The organism is Pseudomonas juntendi (assembly GCF_009932375.1).
Lineage (GTDB): Bacteria > Pseudomonadota > Gammaproteobacteria > Pseudomonadales > Pseudomonadaceae > Aquipseudomonas > Aquipseudomonas juntendi.
On record NZ_BLJG01000018.1, the window covers coordinates 1 to 21,553 of the forward strand.

Here is a 21,553-nt window from a genome sequence, read left to right on the forward strand (position 1 = left end):
GCCCGCCAGCTTGGCGGCAACATCACCGCCAGCGTCGCGGTGGTCACCGGCCTGACTGCCACCTTCATCTTCGCCAGCCTGGTGATCCGCCTGCGGCGCCCGGTCGCCCACCTGATCCGCAACCGCGCGTACGAAGACCGGGTACAACACCGCGCCGTGCAGGAAACCCTGCGCATTTTCTCGACACTGTGGTACCTGCCAATCCTGCTGATGATCCTGGTCTCGGCAGTCAACCTGGTAGGTGCCGGTGCCGAAAGCCAGAAAGCCCTGCAGAACGCGCTGCTGACCACCGTGCTATTGGTCTCGACGCTGTTCCTCAGCACCTTGCTGCAACACTTGCTGGCCCCCCGCGAAAGCGACCCGGCGCAGCGGGTGCGGCCCTACAAGGAACTGCTGCGCAGCCTCGCCCACGCCCTGCTGCGCATTGCCATGGCAGTGGCCTTCATCGAGCTGCTGGGGCGCATCTGGGGGTTCTCGGTGATCGACTTCGCCCTCAGCAACCGCCTGGGCCAGGCGATCAGCAACTCGCTGTCGAGTATCGGCCTGATCCTGTTGGTCACCTGGCTGCTGTGGGTGGTGCTCGATACGGCGATCCAGGAAGCGCTCAAGCCAGCTGCCGGGCGCCGCAATGCCCGCCAGCCAAGCACGCGGGTGCGGACCATTCTGCCGATGCTGCGCAACGCCATCAAAGTGATCCTGATCGTGATCTGCACCATCACCACCATGGCCAACCTCGGCATCAACGTAGCGCCGCTGCTGGCCGGTGCCGGGGTGATCGGCCTGGCCATCGGCTTCGGCTCGCAGCAACTGGTCCAGGATGTGATTACCGGGTTGTTCATCCTGATCGAAGACACCATTTCCATCGGCGACTGGGTAGTGCTGGACTCCGGCCATGCCGGAACCGTAGAAAGCCTGACCATCCGCACCCTGCGCCTGCGCGATGGCAAGGGCTTCGTGCATTCGGTGCCGTTCGGCCAGATCAAGGCGGTGACCAACCAGTCACGGCAGTTCGCCTATGCGTTCTTTTCGGTGCAGTTCACCTATGACAGTGATGTGGACGCGTCACTGGCGCTGATTCATGAGGTGGGCCAGTCGATCAGCGAAGACCCTCTGCTGCGCATCAACTTGCAGGGGCCGCTGCAGGTCTTCGGTGTGGACCGCATGGACTTGAACGGGTTTGTCCTGACGGCGCAGTTCCGCACCATTTCCGGTGGGCAGTATGCGGTGAGCCGGGCGTTCAACGAGCGGCTGAAGAAGCGGGTGGACCAGACTGAGAATGTGAGTTTCGCCCAGGTGTATCCGCTGCCGGTACAGGCTATGGGGGCTTGACGTTACCTGTACCGGCCTCTTCGCGGGCTTGCCCGCTCCCACAGGATCACCACACATCCTAATGCTGTGGAGTACCTGGGGGAGCGGGCAAGCCCGCGAATGGGCCGCCACGAGCAACATCACACCTGGCGGAATACCAGAGCCTTGAGCCCGCCCGCCGGGTCCACATCCGGAAACTCGGGCGGGTTCTCCAGCCGCTCGACAACCCCCAGCGAGGGCGCCTGCTCGGCCATCCCCTCGATCAAAAACTCCGGCCCGATCCCCGGGTCGTTCACGCACGCCAGCACCGTCCCACCCGCGCTCAACAACTCCGGCAAACGTCGCAGGATCTTCGCGTAATCCTGGGTCAGCACGAAGCTGCCGCGCTGGAAAGTCGGCGGGTCGATGATGATCAGGTCATAAGGGCCGTACTTGCGTACCTTGCCCCAGGACTTGAACAGCTCATGCCCCAGGTAGGCTACCCGCGAGGCATCGTGACCATTGAGGCGGTGGTTGTCCCGGCCGCGCGCCAGGGCCGACTTGGCCATGTCCAGGTTCACCACCTGCTCGGCCCCACCGGCCACCGCTGCCACCGAAAAGCCGCAGGTGTAGGCGAACAGGTTCAGTACCCGCTTGCCCGCCGCCTGCTCACGCACCCAGCGGCGGCCATAGCGCATATCGAGGAACAGACCGTTGTTCTGCCGCACGCCCAGGTCCAGCAGGTAGGTCAGGCCGTCCTCGACCACTTCGCGTTGCTGGCAGGGTTCGCCCAGCAACCACTGGCCCGGGCTGTCAGGCAGGTAGCGGTGCTGGATGATGATGGCCTGGCCGGTCCACTGTGGGCGCTCGGCCAGGTTGCGCAACATCGTCTCCAGCTCGGCCAGCTGGCCTTCGGGCGGTTCGCGGAACAGGGCGACCGACAGCACCCCCTGCAGCCAATCGACCGTGATCTGCTCCAGGCCCGCCCAGCAGCGGCCGCGGCCGTGGAACAGGCGGCGGGTTTCCTGCGGGGCAGGGTCGAGGGCGGTGAGCAGGTGTTGCTCGAGGATGGCGATTGGGGATGTCATGACGGGTCGCAGGCTGGCAAAAGCGGCATTCTACCCGCTGAGGCCGCTTCGCAGGCAAACCAGCTAGCGCACAAATTTCAAGCCCTGTGCAGTACCTGTAGGAGCTGGCTTGCCTGCGATAGGGCGCGAAGCGGCCTCAATGGCCCTTGATAACCAACGGCTTGGGTCTGAACCACCACCCCTGCTGCATCCCTGCCGCCGCCAGCAGGATCAACGCCACCCCCAGCCATTGCAGCGGCGTCAGGCGGTGGTCGAAGGCCACCCAGTCGACCAGGATCGCCGCAATGGGGTAGATGAATGACAACGCCCCGGTCAACGCCGTGGGCAAGCGCTGGATGGCGCTGTACAGCAACACATACATCAGGCCGGTGTGCACAACCCCCAATGTCAGCAAACTGGCCAGCGCCGGCATTTCACCCGGCAGGCCGCCCAGCTTGGCCCAGGGTGCCAGCAACACCACGCCGGTGCTCACCTGGACCAACGCGATAAGATGCGGCGGCGTACCGCTGAGCCGCTTGATGATCAATGCCGCGATGGCGTACAGCAGCGCCGCACCCAGCGCCAGGGCAACGCCCAGCAGGTAGTCCTCGCCACCCCCCTGCGCGGCGCCATGGGCACTGACGATGGCCAGCATGCCGAGGAACGCCACGCTCAGCCAGCTCAGCTTGGCCAAGGTGATTTTTTCACCCAGAAACAACGCCGCCAAGCCCACCAGCATGAACGGCTGCACGTTGTACACCGCGGTACCGATGGCAATCGACGCCCGCGAATACGAGGCAAACAACAGCAACCAGTTGCCGACGATGGCCACGCCGCTGGCTATCGCCAGCAGCAGCGCCGGGCGGCCGATCACGCCGGGGCGCAGAAAGCCGAACGCGGCACAGATGACCAGCAAGGTCACGGCACCGAACACGCAGCGCCAGAACACCACCTCCAGTACCGGCAGGCCGGACGCCAGCACGAACCAGCCGATGGTCCCGGAAATCAGCATGGCCGCTACCATTTCCAGCGACCCCCGGCGCAATGAATTGTCCATCCCACACCTCCTCTCGTCGATGGCAACAGTATGCGGAGGCCCCCGTGCAACCTTCCAGCCGATTAGCAAGGCAAACCCATAATTTTGCCTTTACTATCAAGGCAAATCCCGCGACCTACCCTTTGAGGTGCACATGACCGACGCCATCGACCAACTGTTGATCAACGCGCTGATGGAGGACTCGCGCCGCTCGCTCAAGGCCCTGGCGCAGGTAAGTGGGCTGTCTGCCCCCAGCGTCGGCGAGCGTTTGCGCCGGCTGGAGGAACGTGGCGTGTTGCGCGGGTACACGGTCAATGTCGACCCACGTGCCTTCGGCTACCAGTTGCAAGCCATCGTGCGTATCCGCCCACTGCCCGGGCAATTGCAGGAAGTCGAGCGGCAGATCATTGCCATCCCCGAATTCACCGAGTGCGACAAGGTCACCGGCGAGGACTGCTTCATCGCCAGGCTGCATGTGCGCTCGATGGAGCAGCTGGACACCCTGCTGGACCGCATCAATGTGTTGGCCGAGACCAACACCGCAATCATCAAGAAGAGCCCGGTCAAACGGCGGTTGCCGCCGATGGGGCCAGTACAACCCTGACTGAGGGGCCGGCCAGCAGGGAAAGGGAACGACTGACTATTTTTTGTACACAAGAATGTCACCTTAAGTGCCATTTTTGTGTGCAGTTCTCCAAGCGGCGCCCCAATACGTTACATCCCCACAACAACTAATTTTGACCATTTGATCAAGTTATCCTGCAAACCAAAAAATAAACTTGTTCAAATGGTCAATTTATAACGCCTTTATTTCAGCTAGTTATCCCACACCTGACTCAATCCTGAAAAAAACACTATCAAGAACTGGATTCTATCTGGCACAGAAATGGCTTTCGTGTGCTTATGTTTTGTATACAACTTAAGCAAAACATAAATACACAATAATCTGCGGCGCCGACCCATTACCGGCCGCCGCGCCTACAACCCTGTGATGCCAACGCTGCATCGACGAGATGGCGAGCCCGTGCGCATGCCCGCTCATCGCAGTCCATGTGCATCAGGAGCCCGCCGGAATGAGTAGCAGCCTCGATCTTGCCCCTGAACAATCCGTCGTCAGCACCCACCCCAATTCCACCCTTGCCGGCGAGCATCCCGAACTGGCCCTGAGCCCACGCCTGCATAACCGCGACCTTGCCCCCACGCGAAGCGAAGGCCGGCGTTGGGGTGGCTATAGCATCTTCGCCTTGTGGACCAACGATGTGCACAACATTGCCAACTATTCATTCGCCATGGGCTTGTTCGCCCTCGGCCTCGGTGGCTGGCAAATTCTGTTGTCGTTGGCCATTGGCGCCGCGCTGGTGTACTTCTTCATGAACTTGTCCGGTTACATGGGGCAAAAAACCGGGGTGCCGTTCCCGGTCATCAGCCGCATCGCCTTCGGTATCCATGGTGCACAGCTTCCGGCGCTGATCCGGGCGATCATCGCCATCGCCTGGTTCGGCATTCAGACTTACCTGGCCTCGGTCGTGCTGCGGGTTCTGCTTACCGCCGTATGGCCGCACATGGCCGCCTACGACCACGACAGCATTCTTGGCCTGTCGAGCCTGGGCTGGGTGTGTTTCGTGGCGATCTGGCTGGTGCAGCTGGTGATTCTTGCCTACGGCATGGAAATGGTACGCCGCTACGAAGGCTTCGCTGGCCCGGTGATTTTGCTGACCGTGGCAGCGCTGGCGGTGTTCATGTACGCCAAGGCTGACGCGCGTATCGCCTGGTCGGTGGCCGAGCCCCTGACCGGCTACGAGATGTGGCGCAACATCTTCGCCGGCGGCGCCCTGTGGCTGGCGATCTACGGCACCCTGGTACTGAACTTCTGCGACTTCGCCCGCTCCTCGCCATGCCGCAAGACCATCCGCGTCGGCAATTTCTGGGGGCTGCCGGTGAACATCCTGGTGTTCGCGGTGATCACCGTGGTGCTTTGCGGTGCGCAATTCCAGATCAACGGGCAGGTCATCGACAGCCCCACGCAAATCGTCGCCGCCATTCCCAGCACCCCCTTCCTGGTACTGGGCTGCCTGGCGTTCCTGATCGTCACCGTGGCGGTCAATATCATGGCCAACTTCGTCGCCCCGGCCTTCGTGCTCAGCAACCTGGCGCCGCGCCACCTGAACTTCCGCCGTGCCGGGCTGATCAGCGCCACCGTGGCGGTGCTGATCCTGCCGTGGAACCTGTACAACAGCCCGCTGGTGATCGTGTACTTCCTGTCGGGGCTGGGCGCCCTGCTCGGCCCGCTGTACGGGGTGATCATGTCCGACTACTGGCTGCTGCGCAAAGGCTGCATCAACGTGCCGCAGCTGTACAGCGAAGACCCCGCCGGCGCCTACCACTACAGCAAAGGCATCAACCTGCGCGCCGTGGCCGCGTTCGTGCCGGCCGCACTGCTGGCCATCGTGCTGGCCCTGGTGCCCAACTTCCACAGTGTGGCGCCGTTTTCCTGGCTGATAGGGGCCGGCATCGCCGCCGCCCTCTACCTGCTGATCGCGCCGCGCAACCGCCAGTACCACGATGTCAGCGGCGAGTGCATCGCCGTCGACCACAGCAGCCATTAATCAGGGAAGACTGCCCATGCGTATTCTGATCGCCAACGTCAACACCACCGCAGCCATCACCGAGGCCATCGCCGAACAGGCCCGTACGGTAGCCGCGCCCGGCACCGAGATCGTCGGCCTCACCCCCTGGTTCGGCGCCGAATCGGTGGAAGGCAATTTTGAAAGCTACCTGGCAGCCATTGCGGTGATGGACCGGGTACTGGCCTACGAGGGCCCCTACGACGCCGTGATCCAGGCCGGTTATGGCGAACACGGCCGCGAAGGCCTGCAGGAGCTGCTGAATGTGCCGGTGGTAGACATCACCGATGCCGCTGCCAGCACGGCAATGTACCTGGGCCATGCCTATTCGGTGGTAACGACCCTGGACCGTACCGTACCGCTGATCGAAGACCGCCTGAAGCTTTCTGGCCTGTATGACCGCTGCGCCTCAGTGCGGGCCAGCGGGCTGGCGGTACTGGAGCTGGAAGCCGACCCACAGCGTGCTGTGGAGGCGATTGTGGAGCAGGCCGAACGCGCCGTACGCGAAGACAAGGCCGAGGTGATTTGCCTGGGTTGCGGCGGCATGGCCGGGCTGGACGAGCAGATCCGCCAGCGTACCGGGGTGCCGGTGGTGGATGGGGTGAGTGCGGCGGTGACCATTGCCGAGTCGCTGGTGCGCATGGGGTTGAGTACCTCCAAGGTGCGCACCTATGCCACGCCGCGGGTGAAGAAGGTGGTGGGTTGGCCGATGCGGTTCGGCCGCTAGTCCTTTAGTTGCCAGTACCGGCCTCTTCGCGGGCACGCCCGCTCCCACAGGGCCCCCACAGCCTTCAGGCTTGTGGTTATCTTGTGGGAGCGGGCGTGCCCGCGAAGAGGCCGGCACAGGCCAACACATCACCTGGGCCAACCGCTGCACTGCCACAGCCAAGGACTAAAACCCTCATGTCGGGCAGCAGCGTGGCCAGGTCCAGCGCACGGTTGAGGCCCTGGCAGCTCAACTGGCCCAAGCCCTCACCCGGTTTCTCGGCATGGCGCAGGAACACCAGCGTCCACGGCTGCTCAATCATCCCGCGTCAGCACTTCCAGCAACTCGATCTCGAAGGTCAGGGCCGAATTCGGCGGAATCGCCCCCACACTGCGCTCGCCATAGCCCAGGTGCGCCGGTACCAGCAGCTTGCGTTTGCCGCCCACGCGCATGCCCATCAGGCCCAGGTCCCAGCCCTTGATCACCCGGCCGGTGCCGATCACGCACTGGAACGGCTTGCCGCGCGACCAGGACGAATCGAACTCACTGCCATCGGCCAGCCAGCCGATGTACTGGGTAGTGATCAGGGCGCCTTTGACGGCGGCTTTGCCGTCCCCCTCGACCAGTTCGATGATCTGCAGTTCTTGGCTCACGGGCATACTCCAACGCTTGAAAACAAAGCCGCCCTTTTCTCAGGAATGCACCGGTTTGGCAAGCGCGCGTGGTGTTTCGTGCTGGCGCTTCGACCACAGCACACCGCCCAAATGTTTGCCGAGTGGCTGCTGGCGCAGGCCTGAATCAGCTGTTCTGCTCGAAGACTTCCTCGCCGGTCAGTTCCCTGGTCTGGTTGGCGAAGCAGTACCAGGCGGGTTTCTCTTCGACGAAAATCTGCATGTTGAAATCCCAGTCCTGGTCGCCATCGAGCAGGCCGACCGGTATGGCATGGAAGTCGTTGGCCTTGAGCCGGTAGTACAAGTGCGTGCCGCACTGGCCGCAAAAAGCACGCTGTGCCCAGTCGGAGGAGTCATAAACGCTGGGCGCACGCCCCTCGATCAGCGGGGGCTTGCTGCAATTAACCACCAGCAGCGGGCCACCGGTCCACTTGCGGCACATGCTGCAATGGCAGGCGCTGATGTGGGTATTGTCGACGGTGACGGTAAGCCGGGTGGCGCCGCACAGGCAGGTGCCGTGTTTTTCCAGGGCCATGGCTGGCTCCTTGAACAGGGGTTGGGCCATGTAGGAGCGGCCTTGTGTCGCGATGGGCTGCAAAGCAGCCCCCGGATTGACGCATCAACGCGAAAATCGAGGGGCCGCGTTGCGGCCCGATCGCGACACAAGGCCGCTCCTACAGGCAGACGGTGTCAGCCTGTTAAATATAGACAGTTCCGCGCAGGTACAACGCCGCCCGCCCGCTGATGATCACCCGGCCATTACCCGGCACTTCACACAGCAACTGCCCTTTGCGCGCCCCGCCCTGCTCGCACGCCAGCACCTGCTTGCCCAGCCGCTCGGCCCACACTGGCGCGAGCGAGGTATGCGCCGAACCCGTCACCGGGTCTTCGTTCACCCCAACGTTGGGGCCGAACCAGCGGGTGACGAAATCAAAACCACGCCCTGCTGCAGTCACGGCAATGCCGCGCACATCGAAGGCCGACAGTGCAACGAAGTCTGGCTTCAGGGTATCGAGCAGCGATGCGTCATCGATCACCACCACATAGTCGTCACTGCGGTACAGCGCCTGCGCCTGGCTCAGGCCCAGCGCTTGCAGCAGGCCCTGCGGCATGTCTTCGGCGAGTGGCTGTTTGGCCGGGAAGTCCATGGCCAACAGGCCGTCCGCACCGCGGCTGACGCGCAGTTCGCCACTGCGGGTATTGAAACGCAGCACCTGCGCCTGCTCGCCCAGTTGTTCGAACAGCACGTAGGCCGAGGCCAAGGTGGCGTGGCCGCACAGGTCGACTTCCACGGCCGGGGTGAACCAGCGCAGGTCGTAGGTTTCGCCATTGCGCACGAAATAGGCGGTTTCCGACAGGTTGTTCTCTTCGGCAATGCGTTGCAGTACATCGTCCGGCAGCCAGCTTTGCAGGGGAATCACCGCTGCCGGGTTGCCACCGAACGGCTCAGCGGAAAAGGCATCGACCTGGAAGATCTCGAGTTGCATGCACACGCTCCTTGTTGCCTGGGCGCTGCCAGGCAGATGTCTGAATAGGGTTACGGGCGTACCGGCGTCAATACCGGATCACCGGCAAAGAACGCCTGCAGCTTGCGCAGCACCAGGGCCTGGGTGTGTTTGGTAACGGCAGGTGAGCACGGCGTCGATTTGATTGGCGTGGCGCCGAATGGCATCAGCCCGCTGTTGGGGTGATGGGGCACGGATCAGTCGGTAACCGGCCTGCTCCAGCAAAGGCAGGTAATCATCGACGGTTTCCGCCAGTACCAGGACTGTCTTGTGCATGCCACCTCCGTTCGCGAAGGGGCATTATGCGGACTTACGCTACAGTACAGTCAATCGCTATTTGCGGGTTGAACTGTACTGTACGGGTACCCCGGCGGAGCGTGGGTATCGGCAAAAGCGCTATTGCGCGAATGCACGCCCCAACCCACCTGGCACCCCGCTGCTGTCAGTTTCCTGCCAAGGGCCATTCGGGCTCAGCGACCAGCTCCAACCGTTGTCGAAGCGGTAGTAGGTCCGCTGCCGGTAGAACGTGTTGGGTTGTTTATCCAGCACATAGACGCCCAGTTTCGGGTCCCAGTGGCTGGCACCGCCCGGCGGTGGCGCGAAGCTGGCCGAGGTACGCGGCATCGGCTTGGGAATGGCCGCCGGCTTGCCTGGCTGGGTAGAAGGCTGGCCGCCGGGCAATGGCTTGACCACCGGCCCCTGGGGCGGCACCCGCTCTATCGGCGGCTCGGGGTGCTCGTAGGGCTGCTGCGTCGTACACGCAGACAAACCCAGGGCCAGGGTAATCAGGGTCAGGCGGACGGCGCTGTGCATGGCATTGCTCTCTTACGGATCGGGGCTGTCGATGGTCAGGTGTTGGGTAGCCTTAGTCGCGCTGGACAGGGGTGCACCTTGGCCGATCCACTCACCTTGGGTCGGCTGGCCAGCACGCGACACACGTGCCATCAGTTGGACTTCGGCAAAGTCGGACAGTTTCATCTGCGGCATCATCGCGTCCGCATCAGACAGCTCCACCTCGATCGGCAACTGCGCCACCGTCACCCGTTTGGCCGCCAATGGCATCGGTGGGCCATTGCTGGCGCGGGCAAAGATGAACACGGTGTCGTCCGGCTTGACCTTGTCCCGCAACGCCGCCGCCAGTTCCACCCGCACCTTCAGGCGCGCCGCGACCGGCGCGGGTTCGTTCGCCCGCGCCGGCGAGCTGCCCAGGCGCTCGGCAGCGCGGTCGATGCCGCCTTGCAATGCCGCACGCGATGCATCGCCCTCGGGCAGCTGCGCCAGCAAACGCTGCCAGTAATCGATGGCTTGCTGGTAACGCTCGCCTTCGAAAGCGGCAATACCGCGCAGCCCCAGGCTGGTAACTTCGTTGGGGTCGCCCTTCAAGGCTTCGTCGGTGAGGGCCTGCAGCTGTGGGCTCCACTGTTTGTCAGCAGCAAAATACAGGGCTTGCGCCCACTGCCCCAGCAGCTCTGGCTGACGCCCGGCCAGGGCCACGGCACGTTCAAAGGTACGCGCAGCATCTGCCGGGCGCTGCTCGGCCATGTAGGTACGGCCGAGGAAGTACACGGCTTCGGCCGAGTCTGGCTGGGCTTGTACCACACGCTCCAGGCGCGTGGTCATTTCCTCCATCGACTTCGGCGCCTGGGCAAACTCCTGGGTCAGGGCCACCTTGTCGGCTGCGCCGAAATGCAGGTACAACCCCAACGCCAGCACCGGCACCAACACCGCGGCCAGCAGGGGGAGTGCCTTGCCCAGGTGGCCTTGGCGCGGGGCGTCAGCGCCCTCGGTGTCGGCCAGCAGCTCACGGGCGGCTTCGTCGCGTCCCTGGGCCAACTGCGCTGCGTCCAGTACCCCGGCAGCCTGCTGCGCAGCCAGTTCGGCGACCCGCTCCTGATACAGGGCCACGTTCAGGGCGGTACGGTCTTCTTCCTGTTGGCGACGACGGCCACGCAGGATCGGAATCAGCAGGAAGCTGAGGGCAGCGAGCAACAACAGGCCCGCGCTAAGCCAGAATTCAATCATGGGTCGGTTCTTTTTCCAGCAGTTTGGCGAGACGCTCGCGTTCTTCAGCAGACAATGCATCGGTGCCTGGCGTGGCACTGCCACGGCGCCGGCGCACGATCAGCGCCAACACCACGAACCCGCCCGCCAGCAGCAGCCCTGGGCCGAACCACAGCAGCCAGGTGCGGCCACTGAGCGCCGGCTTGTAGCGCACGAAATCGCCATAGCGGTCGACCATGAAGTCCACGATCTGCTGGTTGCTCTTGCCCTCGCCCAGCATGCGGAAGATCTCCCGGCGCAGGTCGGCAGCGATGGGGGCGTTGGAGTCGGCAATGTCCTGGTTCTGGCACTTCGGGCAGCGCAGTTCCTTGGTCAACGCCTGGTAACGCTGGCGCTCTGCCTCGTCGCGGAACTGGTAGGTATCGATGGCCGCCTTGGCCACGCTGGCCAGGCTCATGCCCAGCAGCACCGCTGCCAGCCAACGCCTCATGGTTTGGCCTCGTCGACCAGGCCCTGGTACAGCGGCGCCAGCTGCTCACGCCACACCGTGGCATCGACGATGCCCACATGCTTGTAGCGGATGATGCCCTTGGCATCGATCAGGAATGTTTCCGGCGCGCCGTACACCCCCAGGTCCAGGCCCAGGCTGCCCTGCTCGTCACGGATGTCCAGCTGGTAGGGGTTGTGGAAATCGGCCAGCCATTTGCGCGCTGCGGCGTTGTCGTCCTTGTAGTTGACCCCGTGAATCACCACGCCCTGCTGCGCCAGCTGGTTCAGGTATGGGTGCTCCACCTTGCACGACGGGCACCAGGTGGCCCACACGTTGACCAGTGCCGGGCGGCCGTGCAGGTCAGCCTCGGTCAGGGTACGGTCGCCCTGGGTCGAGGCCAGGGAAAACGCCGGGAACGCTTTGCCGATCATTGCCGAGGGCAGCTCGTCTGGCTTGAGGAACAGGCCCTTGTAGAGAAACACCGCCACCAGCAGGAACACTGCCAGGGGCACTACCATGATCCAACGCTTCATGCAGCTGCTCCAGACACGCCCAGGGCTTCACGCACCCGGGTCTTGACCTTGACGCGGTAGCGCCGGTCGAGGGCCGCCAGCAACCCGCCCAGGCCAGTCAACAGACCGCCCAGCCAGATCCAGCGGACATAAGGCTTGATATGCACGCGCACCGCCCAGGCGCCGTTCTCCAGCGGTTCGCCGAGGGCCACGTACAAGTCGCGGGTGAAGCCGGCATCAATGCCGGCTTCGGTCATCATCGACTGCTGCACGGTGTACAGGCGTTTTTCCGGGTGCAGGGTGGTCACAGCCCGGCCATCGCGGCTGACCACGATCGTGCCTTTGTCGGAGATGAAGTTGGGCCCTTCGAAGTGCTTGGCACCTTCGAACAGGAAGTGGTAGCCACCCAACTCGACGCTCTCACCCGGCGCCATGCGCAGGTCGCGTTCGGCGCTGTTGTTGCTCGACAACACCACGCCCAGCGCGCACACCGCCAGGCCCAGGTGCGCCAGCTGCATGCCCCAGTAACTGCGGCCCAGCCCCGGCAGGCCCTTGACCAGCCCCTTGTGGCGCGTCTTGTCGAGGATGTCACGCAGCCCGCCGAGCACCACCCAGGCAGCCAGGGCGAAGGCAGTCAGCGTCGGCCAGTCGAAGTCATCGACGATCAGGCCGGCCAGCGGTGCAAGGATGGCGCTGCCCACCAGCACCGGGCTCATCATGCTCACCAGCCATTTGCCCGGGGTGTCCTTCCAGCGCACCACCACGCCAATGCTCAACACCACCATCAGCAGCGCCATCAACGGCAGGAACAACGCATTGAAATACGGTGGGCCCACCGACAACTTGGCCCCGGTAAGGGCATCGAGCACCAGGGGGTAAAGGGTGCCGAGCAAGATCATGGATGCCGCCACCACCAGCACCAGGTTATTGGCCAGCAGCAGTGTTTCCCGCGACCACAGGGCAAAGCCCACCTGGCTTTTGACTACCGGCGCGCGCAGGGCGAACAAGGTCAGCGACCCCCCGACCACGAACAGCAGGAAGATCAGAATGAAAATGCCCCGCGACGGGTCTGCGGCAAACGCGTGCACCGAGGTCAGCACGCCGGAACGCACCAGGAAGGTGCCCAGCAGGCTCAGCGAGAACGCGGCAATTGCCAGGAGCACGGTCCAGCTCTTGAACACCCCGCGCTTTTCGGTCACCGCCAGCGAGTGGATCAGCGCAGTGCCCACCAGCCAGGGCATGAACGAGGCGTTTTCCACCGGGTCCCAGAACCACCAGCCACCCCAGCCCAATTCATAGTAGGCCCACCATGAGCCCAAGGTAATGCCCACCCCCAGAAACGCCCAGGCGACGATGGTCCATGGCCGCGACCAGCGCGCCCAGGCGGCATCCAGGCGGCCACCGAGCAAGGCGGCGATGGCGAAGGCAAAGGCCACCGAGAAGCCCACGTAGCCCATGTACAGCATGGGCGGGTGCACGATCAGGCCGAAGTCCTGCAGCAGCGGGTTGAGGTCGCGGCCGTCGGTCGGCACCTGCGGCAGCATGCGCTGGAACGGGTTGGAGGTGATGATCAGAAAGCTCAGGAAACCTACGCTGATCATGCCCATCACTGCCAGCACGCGGGCCAGCATCACCTGCGGCAACTGCCGCGAGAACACCGACACGGCAAAGGTCCAGCCACCGAGAATCAGCGCCCACAACAGCAATGAGCCTTCGTGGGCGCCCCACACGGCGCTGAACTTGTAGTACCACGGCAAGGCGCTGTTGGAGTTGCTGGCCACGTAGGCCACCGAAAAGTTGTCGGTCATGAAGGCGTGGGTCAGGCAGGCGAAGGCGAACGCCAGGAACGCGAACTGCCCCCAGGCCGCAGGCCGTGCCAGGCTCATCCACAGGCTGTCGCCGCGCCAGGCGCCAAGCAGCGGCACGCTGGCCTGCACAGCTGCAAAGCAGATGGCCAGGATCATCGCCAGCTGGCCCAGTTCAGGTATCACCAGTGCGGCGTTCATGGCTTGCTCCCCCCGCCAGCGGCTGCCTGGCCGCTTTCCTTGAGGGCCTTGGTAACCTCGGGCGGCATGTATTTCTCGTCATGCTTGGCCAGCACTTCATCGGCTACCACCACGCCCTGGTCATTGAGCTTGCCCAGGGCGACGATGCCCTGCCCTTCGCGGAACAGGTCGGGCAGGATGCCGCGGTAGGTGATCGGCACCGATTTGTTGAAGTCGGTGACCACGAAGCGTACGTCCAGCGAGTCGGACGAGCGTTGCACCGAGCCTTTCTCGACCATGCCGCCCGCGCGGATACGGGTGTCCAGCGGCGCTTCGCCATTGGCAATTTGAGTGGGGGTATAGAACAGGTTGATGTTCTGCTGCAGTGCGCTCAAGGCAAAGCCGACGGCAACCCCGACGCCGACCAACAGGCCGGCGATGAGCAACAGGCGTTTCTTGCGCTGCGGATTCACTGGTTGTTCTCCCGGCGCAAACGGCGCGCCTCTTCTTGCAGGTAGCGACGGCGAGCCAGCAGCGGCGCGGCGACATTCAGCGCCAGCACCACCAGGCAGATGCCATAGGCCGACCACACGTACAGGCCGTGGTGGCCCATGGCGAGGAATTCGCCCAAGGTGGCAAAGCTCATGGTGCGGCCCTCCGCCCAAGGCTGTTCAAGACTTCGTCCTTGACCCAACTGGCGCGCGCCTCGCGCTTTAGCACTTCCAGGCGCATGCGCAGCAGCAGCACAGCGCCGAAGAAGCAGTAGAAACCCAGCGCCGTGCACAGCAGCGGCAGCCACATTTCTGCCGGCATCGCCGGTTTTTCGGTGAGGGTGAAGGTGGCGCCCTGGTGCAGCGTGTTCCACCACTCCACCGAGTACTTGATGATCGGGATGTTCACCACGCCGACGATCGCCAGCACCGCACAGGCTTTGGCTGCGCTGTCACGATTACTGATCGCCTGGCCCAGCGCAATAATGCCGAAGTACAGGAACAGCAGGATAAGCATGGACGTAAGTCGGGCATCCCACACCCACCAACTGCCCCAGGTCGGCTTGCCCCAGATGGCACCGGTGACCAGCGCCACCGCGGTCATCCAGGCGCCGATCGGGGCGGCACATTGCAGGGCGACATCGGCCAGCTTCATCTTCCACACCAGCCCCACCACCCCGGCCACGGCCAGCAGCACATAGCAGGACTGCGCCAGCATCGCCGCCGGCACGTGGATATAGATGATGCGGAAGCTGTTGCCTTGCTGGTAGTCCTGGGGGGCGAAGGCCAGGCCCCAGGTGATGCCGACCAGCAGCAGAAGCACGGCGGCAGTGGCCAGCCATGGCAGCATGCGGCCGCTGATGGCATAGAACCATTTCGGGGAGCCCAGCTTGTGGAACCACGTCCAGCTTATTTTCATCAGGGTACATCCAGGGTATTTGCCGGGCTTGAGAGCCCGGGACTCGTTATTCGCCGACGCTGATCTTCAGCCCGGCCGCTATCGCAAAGGGTGCCAGGGTCACGGCCAGGGCGGTGAGGCTGGCGAGCCAGAGCAAATGGCCGGTTGCCGGCATATTCTGCAACGCCGCTTGCAACGCACCACTGCCCAGGATCAATACAGGGATATACAACGGCAAAATCAGCAACGCCAGTAACAAACCACCGCGCTTGAGGCCAACGGTCAGCGCCGCGCCTACCGCACCCAGCAAGCTCAGCACTGGCGTACCCAGCAGCAGTGAAGCAAGCAGCACCGGCAGGCAGTGGCCGGGCAAGCCGAGCATCAAGGCCAGCAGCGGCGCCAACAATACCAGCGCCAGCCCGGAAAAGATCCAGTGCGCCAGCACCTTGGCCAGCACCAGCAGCGCCAGCGGGTGCGGCGACAGCACCCACTGCTCCAGCGAGCCGTCCTCGAAATCACTGCGGAACAGGCCGTCCAGCGACAGCAGCACCGCCAGCAACGCGGCCACCCACACCAGGCCCGGCGACAAGGTTTGCAACAATTGGCTCTCGGGGCCAACCGCCAGCGGGAACAGGGCCACGACGATGGCGAAGAACACCAGCGGGTTGGCCAATTCGGCCGGGCGCCGGAACAACAGGCGCGCTTCACGGCGCAGCAACAGGATGAATACGCTCATGCCGCCCACTGCCCCAGGTTCAGTTCACGGTAACCGCCTGGCTTGCGCGTCAGCGTATGGTGGGTGGTCAGCACGACGGTGCCGCCCTGCTCGCAGTGCGCCGCCAAGTGTGCTTCCAGTTGCGCCACGCCTTGCTTGTCGAGGGCGGTGAACGGCTCATCGAGAATCCACAGCGGCGGCCCGGCCAGGTGCAAGCGGGCCAGGGCCACGCGGCGCTGCTGGCCGGCCGACAGGGTGTGGCAAGGCACGTCTTCGAACCCGCGCAGGCCTACCGCCGCCAGCGCCGCCCAGATAGCCTCGCGGCTGGCCGGTTGATGCAGGGCGCACAGCCAGGTGAGGTTTTCCTCGGCGGTCAGCAGGTCCTTGATGCCGGCGGCATGGCCAATCCATAGCAGGAGGCTGGCCATGGCATGACGCTGCTCAGCCAACGGCTTGCCCCCCAGCAGGATCTGCCCGGCGGTTGGCTGCATCAGCCCGGCCAACAGGCGCAGCAGGCTGGTCTTGCCACTGCCGTTGGGCCCACTGATCTGCAGCATGTCGCCCGCGCCCAGCTCGAAATCGAGTTGCTCGAACAGCAGGCGCCAGTCGCGCTCGCAGGCCAGGCCTGCGGCTTGGAGGTGGAAGGTCACGGTTTCGCCTTATGTGTAGAGGGCCTCAGGTCGGTGTTGCCTGGTTGGCAGGCGAGCCAACCTGAAGCCCGTGTCTCAAGTCGCCCAGTGCGCTGCCGTTATACTGGCAACCACGGGCGGTCGGCATTATTGCACGCGCCGCTGCGCTGCCAAGAGGCCGGGTCCGACAGGTTGTATACAATCATGACTGAAATCAATAGTCTCGGCGCACAAACTGCGCTTGGCAACCAAGCCACCAAGGCGGCCATGACCGGCGAGATCCTGCGCCTGGTCCAGCCCCAGCCCGGTTTGCTGGCGCCCGGCGAAACCGCGCAAGCCCAAGTGCTGGCGTTGCGCCAGAGCGGCCAGGAGTTCCAGCTGCTCCTGCGGCTGGTCCAGGCCAACGGCGCACAGACCCAGCTGCAGGCCAGCGCCGGCCAACCCTTGGCCCCAGGTAGCCAGGTTACCGTCAGCCAGACCGAAGGCAATCGCCTGGCCATTTTATTGCAGCAGGCCACTGCCAGCCAGGTCGCCACCCTGACCCGCCTGGATACCCGCGAGGTACCTGTCGGCACGCTCCTGCAAGGCAAGGTCCTGACCAACCAGGCATTGGCCCAGGCGCCTGGGCAGGCGCCGGTCTATCGGGCACTGATCAGTTTGCTCAACAGCGCCCAGGCCGGCGCCACCCTGAGCGTCGACAGCCCGCGCCCGCTGGCCGTTGGCAGCCTGCTCAGCGCGCTGGTGCAAGGTGATCAGTCACTGCGCTTCGTGCCACTGAGTGGCAGGCAGGACCAACTGAGCATTGCTCAGCAGCTAATGACCCAACAGAACCGCCAGGCCTCGCTGCCCGGCCTGCTCGACGCGCTGCAGCAGCTCACCCGTAGCGCCGATGCCCCTGGCGACCTGCGCGCCAGCGCCGAACGCCTGCTGGCCGGCCTGCCGGACGTACGGCAACTGGCGGACGCCAAAGGCGTGGCACAAGCCCTGAGCAACAGCGGCGCCTTCCTTGAAGCAAAATTGCTGGGAGGCTACCCAGCCGCTGTCGCCACCGACCTCAAGGCCCACCTGCTGCGGCTGGTGGCGCAGGCACCGAACCTGCCGCCCGGCACGCCAAGCCTGGCTCCGGACAGCCTGGCCGTGACCATGCCCGCCGTGGCACGCGGAGCCCTGGGCCTGCTCGAACGGGTCAGCCCCAAGCCACAGCCCGGGGCATTCCCGCTGCCGTCGCGGTTGCTGAATGCGCTGGAAGACGAAGGCGATCTGCAACAGCTGCTGCGCCTGGCCGCAGCGGCCATTTCCCGCCTGCAGAGCCACGCCATGAGCAGCCTGCAACAAAGCGGCACACTGGAAAACGGCAACCTGCAGACCACGTGGCAAACCGAAGTGCCGATTCGCCACGGCCAGGAGTTCATTCCCTTGCAGGTCAAACTGCAGCGCGAAGAAACGCCACGCCAGCAGGCCGATCGTGAACAGGAAGCAGCAGACTCGCTGCGAGCCCTTTGGCGTATCGAGCTGGCTTTCGACCTGCCCCCGCTGGGCCCCATGCAGGTCCAGGCCCAGTTGAATCAAGGGCAGCTGTCGGGCCAGCTGTGGGCCGAGCGCGAGCCGACGGCGCGCCTGATCGACAGCCAGCTGGGCAGCCTGCGCGAACGCTTGCTTGCCCGCGGCCTGGAGGTCGGCGACCTGGAATGCCGCGCGGGCATCCCACCGCAAGGGCCCCGTACCCGAGTAGAACAACGCTGGGTGGACGAAAACGCATGAACGACCGACAACCCCGCCAGGCCATTGCCTTGAGCTACGATGGCCAGCAGGCGCCGAGCCTGACGGCCAAAGGTGACGACAGCGTAGCCGAGGCCATACTGGCCCTGGCCCGCGAGCACGAGGTTCCGATCTATGAAAACGCCGAACTCGTACGCTTGCTGGCGCGCCTGGAACTGGGCGAACAGATCCCCAAGGCGCTGTACCTGACCATCGCCGAAATCATCGCCTTTGCCTGGCAACTGCGTGGCAAGGTGCCCGTGGGCTTCGACGACGAACCGCCGGGCGAGCGCGACATTACCCCTGCGCCTTCGCCGATGAACGTGCTGCCAGGGGATGACAGCATTAATTAGCACTTGACCGGTGTGCCCGCTGGCTACCCTGCAACGCCCGATAGCCACGGACACCCAACGATGAACTTCCCACAACCCATGAAACAGCGCCTGTTGCACAGTGCGCTGGCCCAGATGCCGCGCCCGGACACATTGGCCGACAAGCTTTTGCGCGATTGGCTAGCGCAACGCGGTGTGCTCCTGCCCCCCGCGGATATCGACGTCGTCACGTTCCACTACCAGGACGCAGAGCGCGAAGAAGGCCAGCCCTGGCTCCCCCCCCAGGCCAAGGTGATTCAACGCGTCAGCCTGACCGACGCCCTGCTGGCCAACTGGCAAGGAGAACCCTGTACAGGCAGTGGCGGATTCCACTTTGGCGATTGGGCGGGTATGGCGCCGCTGCATGAGGTGACATTTGTCGACCGTATGCGGCCACCCCCCCTGCTTTCCAACGCGATGTCCTACCTGATCTTCAACGGCCTGTATCGGCGTACCCCGAAAAAGGAGCTCAGCCCGGCGACACTGCTGCCCATCCGCGCCGAAGTCTTCCAGGACTATGTATGGGGTTTACACCTGCACGAACGGCTGAAGGCGCAACTGGACAGCTATTGGCAGCAAAGCCGGACAGACTACGCACGCGCACTGGAAATTGCCTTCATCAGCGCCTGCAACAACCAAGTCAGTGAGGGTAGCCTGAGTGTCCCTGCCTGGCGTCTGGCCTGGCAGGCCGCTGGCCTCTTGCCCCTGGACACGCGGGCGATAACCACCCGCCTGCTGAATGTGTACGGTTATCACAGTACATCGATCATCTACATAAAGGCCGACGACAGCAGCACCGTCGTCCTTTATTTGCCGGGCAACGCGTCGCCCCTGCACGAGTTCCCGGACCTGTCTGCGCTCAAGCACTGGTTTGCCGAGCAATGCAAAGACCCAACCCGCCGCGAGTGGCTGCAGCAATGCTTCTCGCCCGCGGACTGGGCGGACGGGCTGGAATTCAGCGGCCTCGTCACGGCCTTGAAAGGGCTGGGCTGCTATCCCGCGGCGCATCGCCTGCCCGACGATCAACCTGGCTTCGCCACCAGTGGCATATGGGACCCTGAAGAGACGATCGAATTCGGATCGCCCACCCACAGCTTGCCTATCGAAGGTAACCTGTTCGACCACTTGGCCGATCGCCAGAAACAGCGCAGCTACGATGACCTGGATTACCGCGTCATCACCAACCGCCAGGTCAACAAGACGCACTGGGGCAGCTACCTGAACGTTGCCCAGTGCCTGCTGGCGCCTTTATGCGTGGTGGTACCCGAGCTTCTGCCGGTGATGGTGGTGGGCGGCGTGGCGCAATTCAGCCTGGGCATGGACCAGGTGATCAACGGCCACTCGCTGGACGAAAAGGTCGAGGGGGTCGAAAACCAGGTCTTCGGCCTGTTCAATGCCTTGCCCTTGCCCATCGGCATCGCCCGCGCCAGCCAGGCGTTCCACTACCGTTTGCCAGGTTTGCTACGGCCGACCCAGTTGGCGGATGTGCTGGGCGAAGCGGCCAATGTAAGCGTGCCAACGGATGCGTTGCAGCTGGTACCGGCACAAGCGGCGTTCCGTGACACGGTGCGGATAACGACAGGCTCGCAAAGGGTAGTGGTGACCCGCGTGGGGGATAATCTGGGCCACTACTTCGAGGGTACATTCCAGGCGCCCCAGGGCATCAAGACGCAACCCGTGGTGTACGACCTGCACACCGACAGTTTCATCAAGCTCTCTGAACACAGGCAGCCCACGCCTGAGCGCTGGGTAATCGACAGCGGCGGGGCAGCAGCTCTGGTGCGGATTGCCGACGCCCAGCGGGTCGTCACCGACGCACAGCGCATGGGCACCCTACGGCAGCTAGGTATCCAGCTGGATCTCCCCATGGACTACACGCACTTCGACACCCTGGAGCGCACGCCAATTCCGCGCATCGTTTCCAGTCTATGGGTGGGTGACAAGGCCATTTCCCCGGTTTTCCTGGAGGCGCTGGTGCACAATGCCGAAGCCCTGGAAGACAGTGGATACCACTACCAACTGTTCCTTTCGCGGCAGAGCCCGAGGGCCTATAGCGCCAACCTCACGCTGCTCAGGAGCAGGACACTCCACATGAGCGTCCTGCCGCTCGAGGATCAACCGTTCTACCAGGCGTTCGCCAGCTCGCCCTATTTCGCCCAGTACCAGGCGGCGCTGGGGATCACCAACCCAGGCATCACCAATTTCAGCTCGGCCAGCGACATCCTGCGCTACCGCATGCTCAAGCAGATCGGTGGGTTCTATCTGGATGCCGACGACCGGCTGCTCAACGCCGCTTCGGGGCCAGGCAACCCACCGCTGGCCAGCCAGACCTTGCGCACGACCGCCGATGGCTTGCTTCTGTACCCCCCGGTCAGCAATGACCAACTGGGTTTCTACATTCAGTACAACAGCAGCATGATCGGCAGCCACCCGGGCAATCCCACCCTGGACGCCATTTCCGAGGCGATCCTGCAACGCTTCCAGCAAGACCCGACGTTCTACACCGAACGGCCCGACCGGGTCTTCAACCCTGTGGCCTTCAATGCTTACGCCCGCCGCCTCAGCCGCTTGAGCGGACCGGGGGTACTCAATGACGTGATCGACGCGCGCCTGCCCTGGCTACGGCAGCTGCGCGAAATGTGCAGGCTGCTGGTTTCCCCCATCTACGACATTCACGGCGCCCTGGACACCAGCCAGTTGACCCGACTGATCCGTGAGCATGTGCCGCTCGACCGTTTCTTCGAGGCCGGCCGGGCACATAGCTGGGAACAGAACTGAAGGGTGACAGCGGGCGTATGTAGTTATCT

23 protein-coding genes and 2 pseudogenes are annotated in these 21,553 nt (G+C 63.9%); 7 read left to right on the forward strand and 18 right to left on the reverse strand.

Features of this window, described 5'->3' with window-relative positions; translation table 11 throughout:
* The coding region (locus tag GYA94_RS02605; RefSeq protein WP_161891735.1) for a mechanosensitive ion channel family protein at positions 1–1,329 on the forward strand (1,329 nt) is incomplete at its 5' end.
* A gap of 119 nt (positions 1,330–1,448) precedes the next feature.
* On the opposite strand, the gene GYA94_RS02610 is transcribed toward GYA94_RS02605, so the two are convergent.
* Positions 1,449–2,375, reverse strand: a complete 927-nt coding sequence (locus tag GYA94_RS02610) for a class I SAM-dependent methyltransferase (RefSeq protein WP_161891736.1) — start codon at positions 2,373–2,375, stop codon at positions 1,449–1,451.
* Positions 2,376–2,511: 136 nt separating this feature from the next.
* A complete protein-coding gene (locus tag GYA94_RS02615) occupies positions 2,512–3,411 on the reverse strand; it encodes a DMT family transporter (protein WP_161891737.1) in 900 nt (299 codons plus the stop codon).
* Positions 3,412–3,544: 133 nt separating this feature from the next.
* Between GYA94_RS02615 and GYA94_RS02620 the strand changes: the two genes are divergently transcribed.
* The 3 genes from GYA94_RS02620 (at position 3,545) to GYA94_RS02630 (ending at position 6,741) form a co-directional block, all read left to right on the forward strand.
* Positions 3,545–3,994: an Lrp/AsnC family transcriptional regulator gene (locus tag GYA94_RS02620; protein ID WP_009681949.1), complete on the forward strand. Its 450-nt coding sequence runs from the start codon at positions 3,545–3,547 to the stop codon at positions 3,992–3,994.
* Between the two features lie 469 nt (positions 3,995–4,463).
* Entirely contained in the window at positions 4,464–5,996 is a 1,533-nt protein-coding gene (locus GYA94_RS02625; protein ID WP_161891738.1) for an NCS1 family nucleobase:cation symporter-1, read from the forward strand.
* 16 nt (positions 5,997–6,012) lie between these two features.
* Entirely contained in the window at positions 6,013–6,741 is a 729-nt protein-coding gene (locus GYA94_RS02630) for an aspartate/glutamate racemase family protein (protein WP_161891739.1), read from the forward strand.
* Between the two features lie 178 nt (positions 6,742–6,919).
* Here GYA94_RS02630 and GYA94_RS02635 read toward each other — a convergent pair.
* The 16 genes and pseudogenes from GYA94_RS02635 to ccmA form a co-directional block, all read right to left on the reverse strand.
* A pseudogene (locus GYA94_RS02635) lies at positions 6,920–7,024 on the reverse strand (histidine phosphatase family protein); the annotation flags it as partial.
* Between the two features lie 10 nt (positions 7,025–7,034).
* A complete protein-coding gene (locus GYA94_RS02640) occupies positions 7,035–7,373 on the reverse strand; it encodes an FKBP-type peptidyl-prolyl cis-trans isomerase (RefSeq protein WP_161891740.1) in 339 nt (112 codons plus the stop codon).
* A 145-nt stretch (positions 7,374–7,518) separates the two neighbouring features.
* On the reverse strand, positions 7,519–7,926 hold the full coding sequence (locus GYA94_RS02645) for a GFA family protein (protein WP_161891747.1): 408 nt from the start codon (positions 7,924–7,926) through the stop codon (positions 7,519–7,521).
* Positions 7,927–8,089: 163 nt separating this feature from the next.
* Positions 8,090–8,878 (reverse strand): PhzF family phenazine biosynthesis protein, encoded by a 789-nt coding sequence (locus GYA94_RS02650; RefSeq protein WP_110677378.1) that lies wholly within the window; start codon positions 8,876–8,878, stop codon positions 8,090–8,092.
* A 50-nt stretch (positions 8,879–8,928) separates the two neighbouring features.
* Positions 8,929–9,090, reverse strand: coding sequence for a hypothetical protein (locus GYA94_RS27580; RefSeq protein WP_167524209.1), 162 nt, complete (start codon positions 9,088–9,090; stop codon positions 8,929–8,931).
* Positions 9,020–9,172 (reverse strand): annotated as a pseudogene (locus GYA94_RS28045) (2-hydroxyacid dehydrogenase); the annotation flags it as partial. The gene GYA94_RS27580 and the pseudogene GYA94_RS28045, both read right to left, overlap by 71 nt.
* A 120-nt stretch (positions 9,173–9,292) precedes the next feature.
* The gene (locus tag GYA94_RS02660; RefSeq protein WP_054881300.1) at positions 9,293–9,709 is read right to left on the reverse strand and encodes a hypothetical protein; all 417 of its coding nucleotides are present in this window, start codon (positions 9,707–9,709) and stop codon (positions 9,293–9,295) included.
* 12 nt (positions 9,710–9,721) lie between these two features.
* Positions 9,722–10,918: a c-type cytochrome biogenesis protein CcmI gene (gene ccmI, locus GYA94_RS02665; protein ID WP_110677379.1), complete on the reverse strand. Its 1,197-nt coding sequence runs from the start codon at positions 10,916–10,918 to the stop codon at positions 9,722–9,724.
* Positions 10,911–11,387, reverse strand: a complete 477-nt coding sequence (locus GYA94_RS02670) for a cytochrome c-type biogenesis protein (RefSeq protein WP_054890112.1) — start codon at positions 11,385–11,387, stop codon at positions 10,911–10,913. The genes ccmI and GYA94_RS02670 overlap by 8 nt, the downstream gene beginning before the upstream one ends.
* On the reverse strand, positions 11,384–11,920 hold the full coding sequence (locus tag GYA94_RS02675) for a DsbE family thiol:disulfide interchange protein (RefSeq protein WP_009681936.1): 537 nt from the start codon (positions 11,918–11,920) through the stop codon (positions 11,384–11,386). The genes GYA94_RS02670 and GYA94_RS02675 overlap by 4 nt, the downstream gene beginning before the upstream one ends.
* On the reverse strand, positions 11,917–13,890 hold the full coding sequence (locus tag GYA94_RS02680) for a heme lyase CcmF/NrfE family subunit (RefSeq protein ID WP_172828403.1): 1,974 nt from the start codon (positions 13,888–13,890) through the stop codon (positions 11,917–11,919). Before GYA94_RS02680 ends, GYA94_RS02675 begins: the two co-directional genes overlap by 4 nt.
* Before the next feature lie 11 nt (positions 13,891–13,901).
* Positions 13,902–14,357, reverse strand: a complete 456-nt coding sequence (ccmE, locus tag GYA94_RS02685) for a cytochrome c maturation protein CcmE (RefSeq protein ID WP_009681934.1) — start codon at positions 14,355–14,357, stop codon at positions 13,902–13,904.
* Positions 14,354–14,530 carry a heme exporter protein CcmD gene (gene ccmD, locus GYA94_RS02690; RefSeq protein ID WP_110677384.1) on the reverse strand — a complete coding sequence of 59 codons (177 nt, stop codon included), beginning with the start codon at positions 14,528–14,530 and terminating at the stop codon, positions 14,354–14,356. The genes ccmE and ccmD overlap by 4 nt, the downstream gene beginning before the upstream one ends.
* Entirely contained in the window at positions 14,527–15,294 is a 768-nt protein-coding gene (locus tag GYA94_RS02695) for a heme ABC transporter permease (RefSeq protein ID WP_054890110.1), read from the reverse strand. The genes ccmD and GYA94_RS02695 overlap by 4 nt, the downstream gene beginning before the upstream one ends.
* Positions 15,295–15,340: 46 nt before the next feature.
* Complete coding sequence (ccmB, locus tag GYA94_RS02700; protein WP_029885661.1) at positions 15,341–16,009, reverse strand: heme exporter protein CcmB; 669 nt, start codon at positions 16,007–16,009, stop codon at positions 15,341–15,343.
* A complete protein-coding gene (ccmA, locus tag GYA94_RS02705; protein WP_009681930.1) occupies positions 16,006–16,638 on the reverse strand; it encodes a cytochrome c biogenesis heme-transporting ATPase CcmA in 633 nt (210 codons plus the stop codon). The genes ccmB and ccmA overlap by 4 nt, the downstream gene beginning before the upstream one ends.
* A gap of 183 nt (positions 16,639–16,821) precedes the next feature.
* Between ccmA and fliK the strand changes: the two genes are divergently transcribed.
* Genes fliK through GYA94_RS02720 form a run of 3 tightly spaced genes read left to right on the forward strand, consistent with a single transcriptional unit; the run spans position 16,822 to position 21,524 of the window.
* Positions 16,822–18,378: a flagellar hook-length control protein FliK gene (gene fliK, locus GYA94_RS02710; protein ID WP_161891741.1), complete on the forward strand. Its 1,557-nt coding sequence runs from the start codon at positions 16,822–16,824 to the stop codon at positions 18,376–18,378.
* Complete coding sequence (locus GYA94_RS02715; RefSeq protein ID WP_161891742.1) at positions 18,375–18,728, forward strand: EscU/YscU/HrcU family type III secretion system export apparatus switch protein; 354 nt, start codon at positions 18,375–18,377, stop codon at positions 18,726–18,728. The genes fliK and GYA94_RS02715 overlap by 4 nt, the downstream gene beginning before the upstream one ends.
* A gap of 60 nt (positions 18,729–18,788) precedes the next feature.
* Entirely contained in the window at positions 18,789–21,524 is a 2,736-nt protein-coding gene (locus GYA94_RS02720) for a dermonecrotic toxin domain-containing protein (protein WP_161891743.1), read from the forward strand.
* Positions 21,525–21,553: the final 29 nt, after the last annotated feature.

What these genes read in the sequence shown, in the direction of transcription:
- GYA94_RS02620 (WP_009681949.1), top strand. Translation starts at nt 3,545, where the DNA reads ATGACCGACGCCATCGACCAACTGTTGATCAACGCGCTGATGGAGGAC.
- GYA94_RS02645 (WP_161891747.1), bottom strand. Translation starts at nt 7,926, where the DNA reads ATGGCCCTGGAAAAACACGGCACCTGCCTGTGCGGCGCCACCCGGCTT.
- GYA94_RS02715 (WP_161891742.1), top strand. Translation starts at nt 18,375, where the DNA reads ATGAACGACCGACAACCCCGCCAGGCCATTGCCTTGAGCTACGATGGC.
- fliK (WP_161891741.1), top strand. Translation starts at nt 16,822, where the DNA reads ATGACTGAAATCAATAGTCTCGGCGCACAAACTGCGCTTGGCAACCAA.
- GYA94_RS02630 (WP_161891739.1), top strand. Translation starts at nt 6,013, where the DNA reads ATGCGTATTCTGATCGCCAACGTCAACACCACCGCAGCCATCACCGAG.
- GYA94_RS02610 (WP_161891736.1), bottom strand. Translation starts at nt 2,375, where the DNA reads ATGACATCCCCAATCGCCATCCTCGAGCAACACCTGCTCACCGCCCTC.
- ccmB (WP_029885661.1), bottom strand. Translation starts at nt 16,009, where the DNA reads ATGAGCGTATTCATCCTGTTGCTGCGCCGTGAAGCGCGCCTGTTGTTC.
- GYA94_RS02650 (WP_110677378.1), bottom strand. Translation starts at nt 8,878, where the DNA reads ATGCAACTCGAGATCTTCCAGGTCGATGCCTTTTCCGCTGAGCCGTTC.
- ccmI (WP_110677379.1), bottom strand. Translation starts at nt 10,918, where the DNA reads ATGATTGAATTCTGGCTTAGCGCGGGCCTGTTGTTGCTCGCTGCCCTC.
- GYA94_RS02670 (WP_054890112.1), bottom strand. Translation starts at nt 11,387, where the DNA reads ATGAGGCGTTGGCTGGCAGCGGTGCTGCTGGGCATGAGCCTGGCCAGC.
- GYA94_RS02675 (WP_009681936.1), bottom strand. Translation starts at nt 11,920, where the DNA reads ATGAAGCGTTGGATCATGGTAGTGCCCCTGGCAGTGTTCCTGCTGGTG.
- GYA94_RS02615 (WP_161891737.1), bottom strand. Translation starts at nt 3,411, where the DNA reads ATGGACAATTCATTGCGCCGGGGGTCGCTGGAAATGGTAGCGGCCATG.
- GYA94_RS02720 (WP_161891743.1), top strand. Translation starts at nt 18,789, where the DNA reads ATGAACTTCCCACAACCCATGAAACAGCGCCTGTTGCACAGTGCGCTG.
- ccmD (WP_110677384.1), bottom strand. Translation starts at nt 14,530, where the DNA reads ATGAGCTTTGCCACCTTGGGCGAATTCCTCGCCATGGGCCACCACGGC.
- GYA94_RS02660 (WP_054881300.1), bottom strand. Translation starts at nt 9,709, where the DNA reads ATGCACAGCGCCGTCCGCCTGACCCTGATTACCCTGGCCCTGGGTTTG.
- GYA94_RS02625 (WP_161891738.1), top strand. Translation starts at nt 4,464, where the DNA reads ATGAGTAGCAGCCTCGATCTTGCCCCTGAACAATCCGTCGTCAGCACC.
- GYA94_RS02695 (WP_054890110.1), bottom strand. Translation starts at nt 15,294, where the DNA reads ATGAAAATAAGCTGGACGTGGTTCCACAAGCTGGGCTCCCCGAAATGG.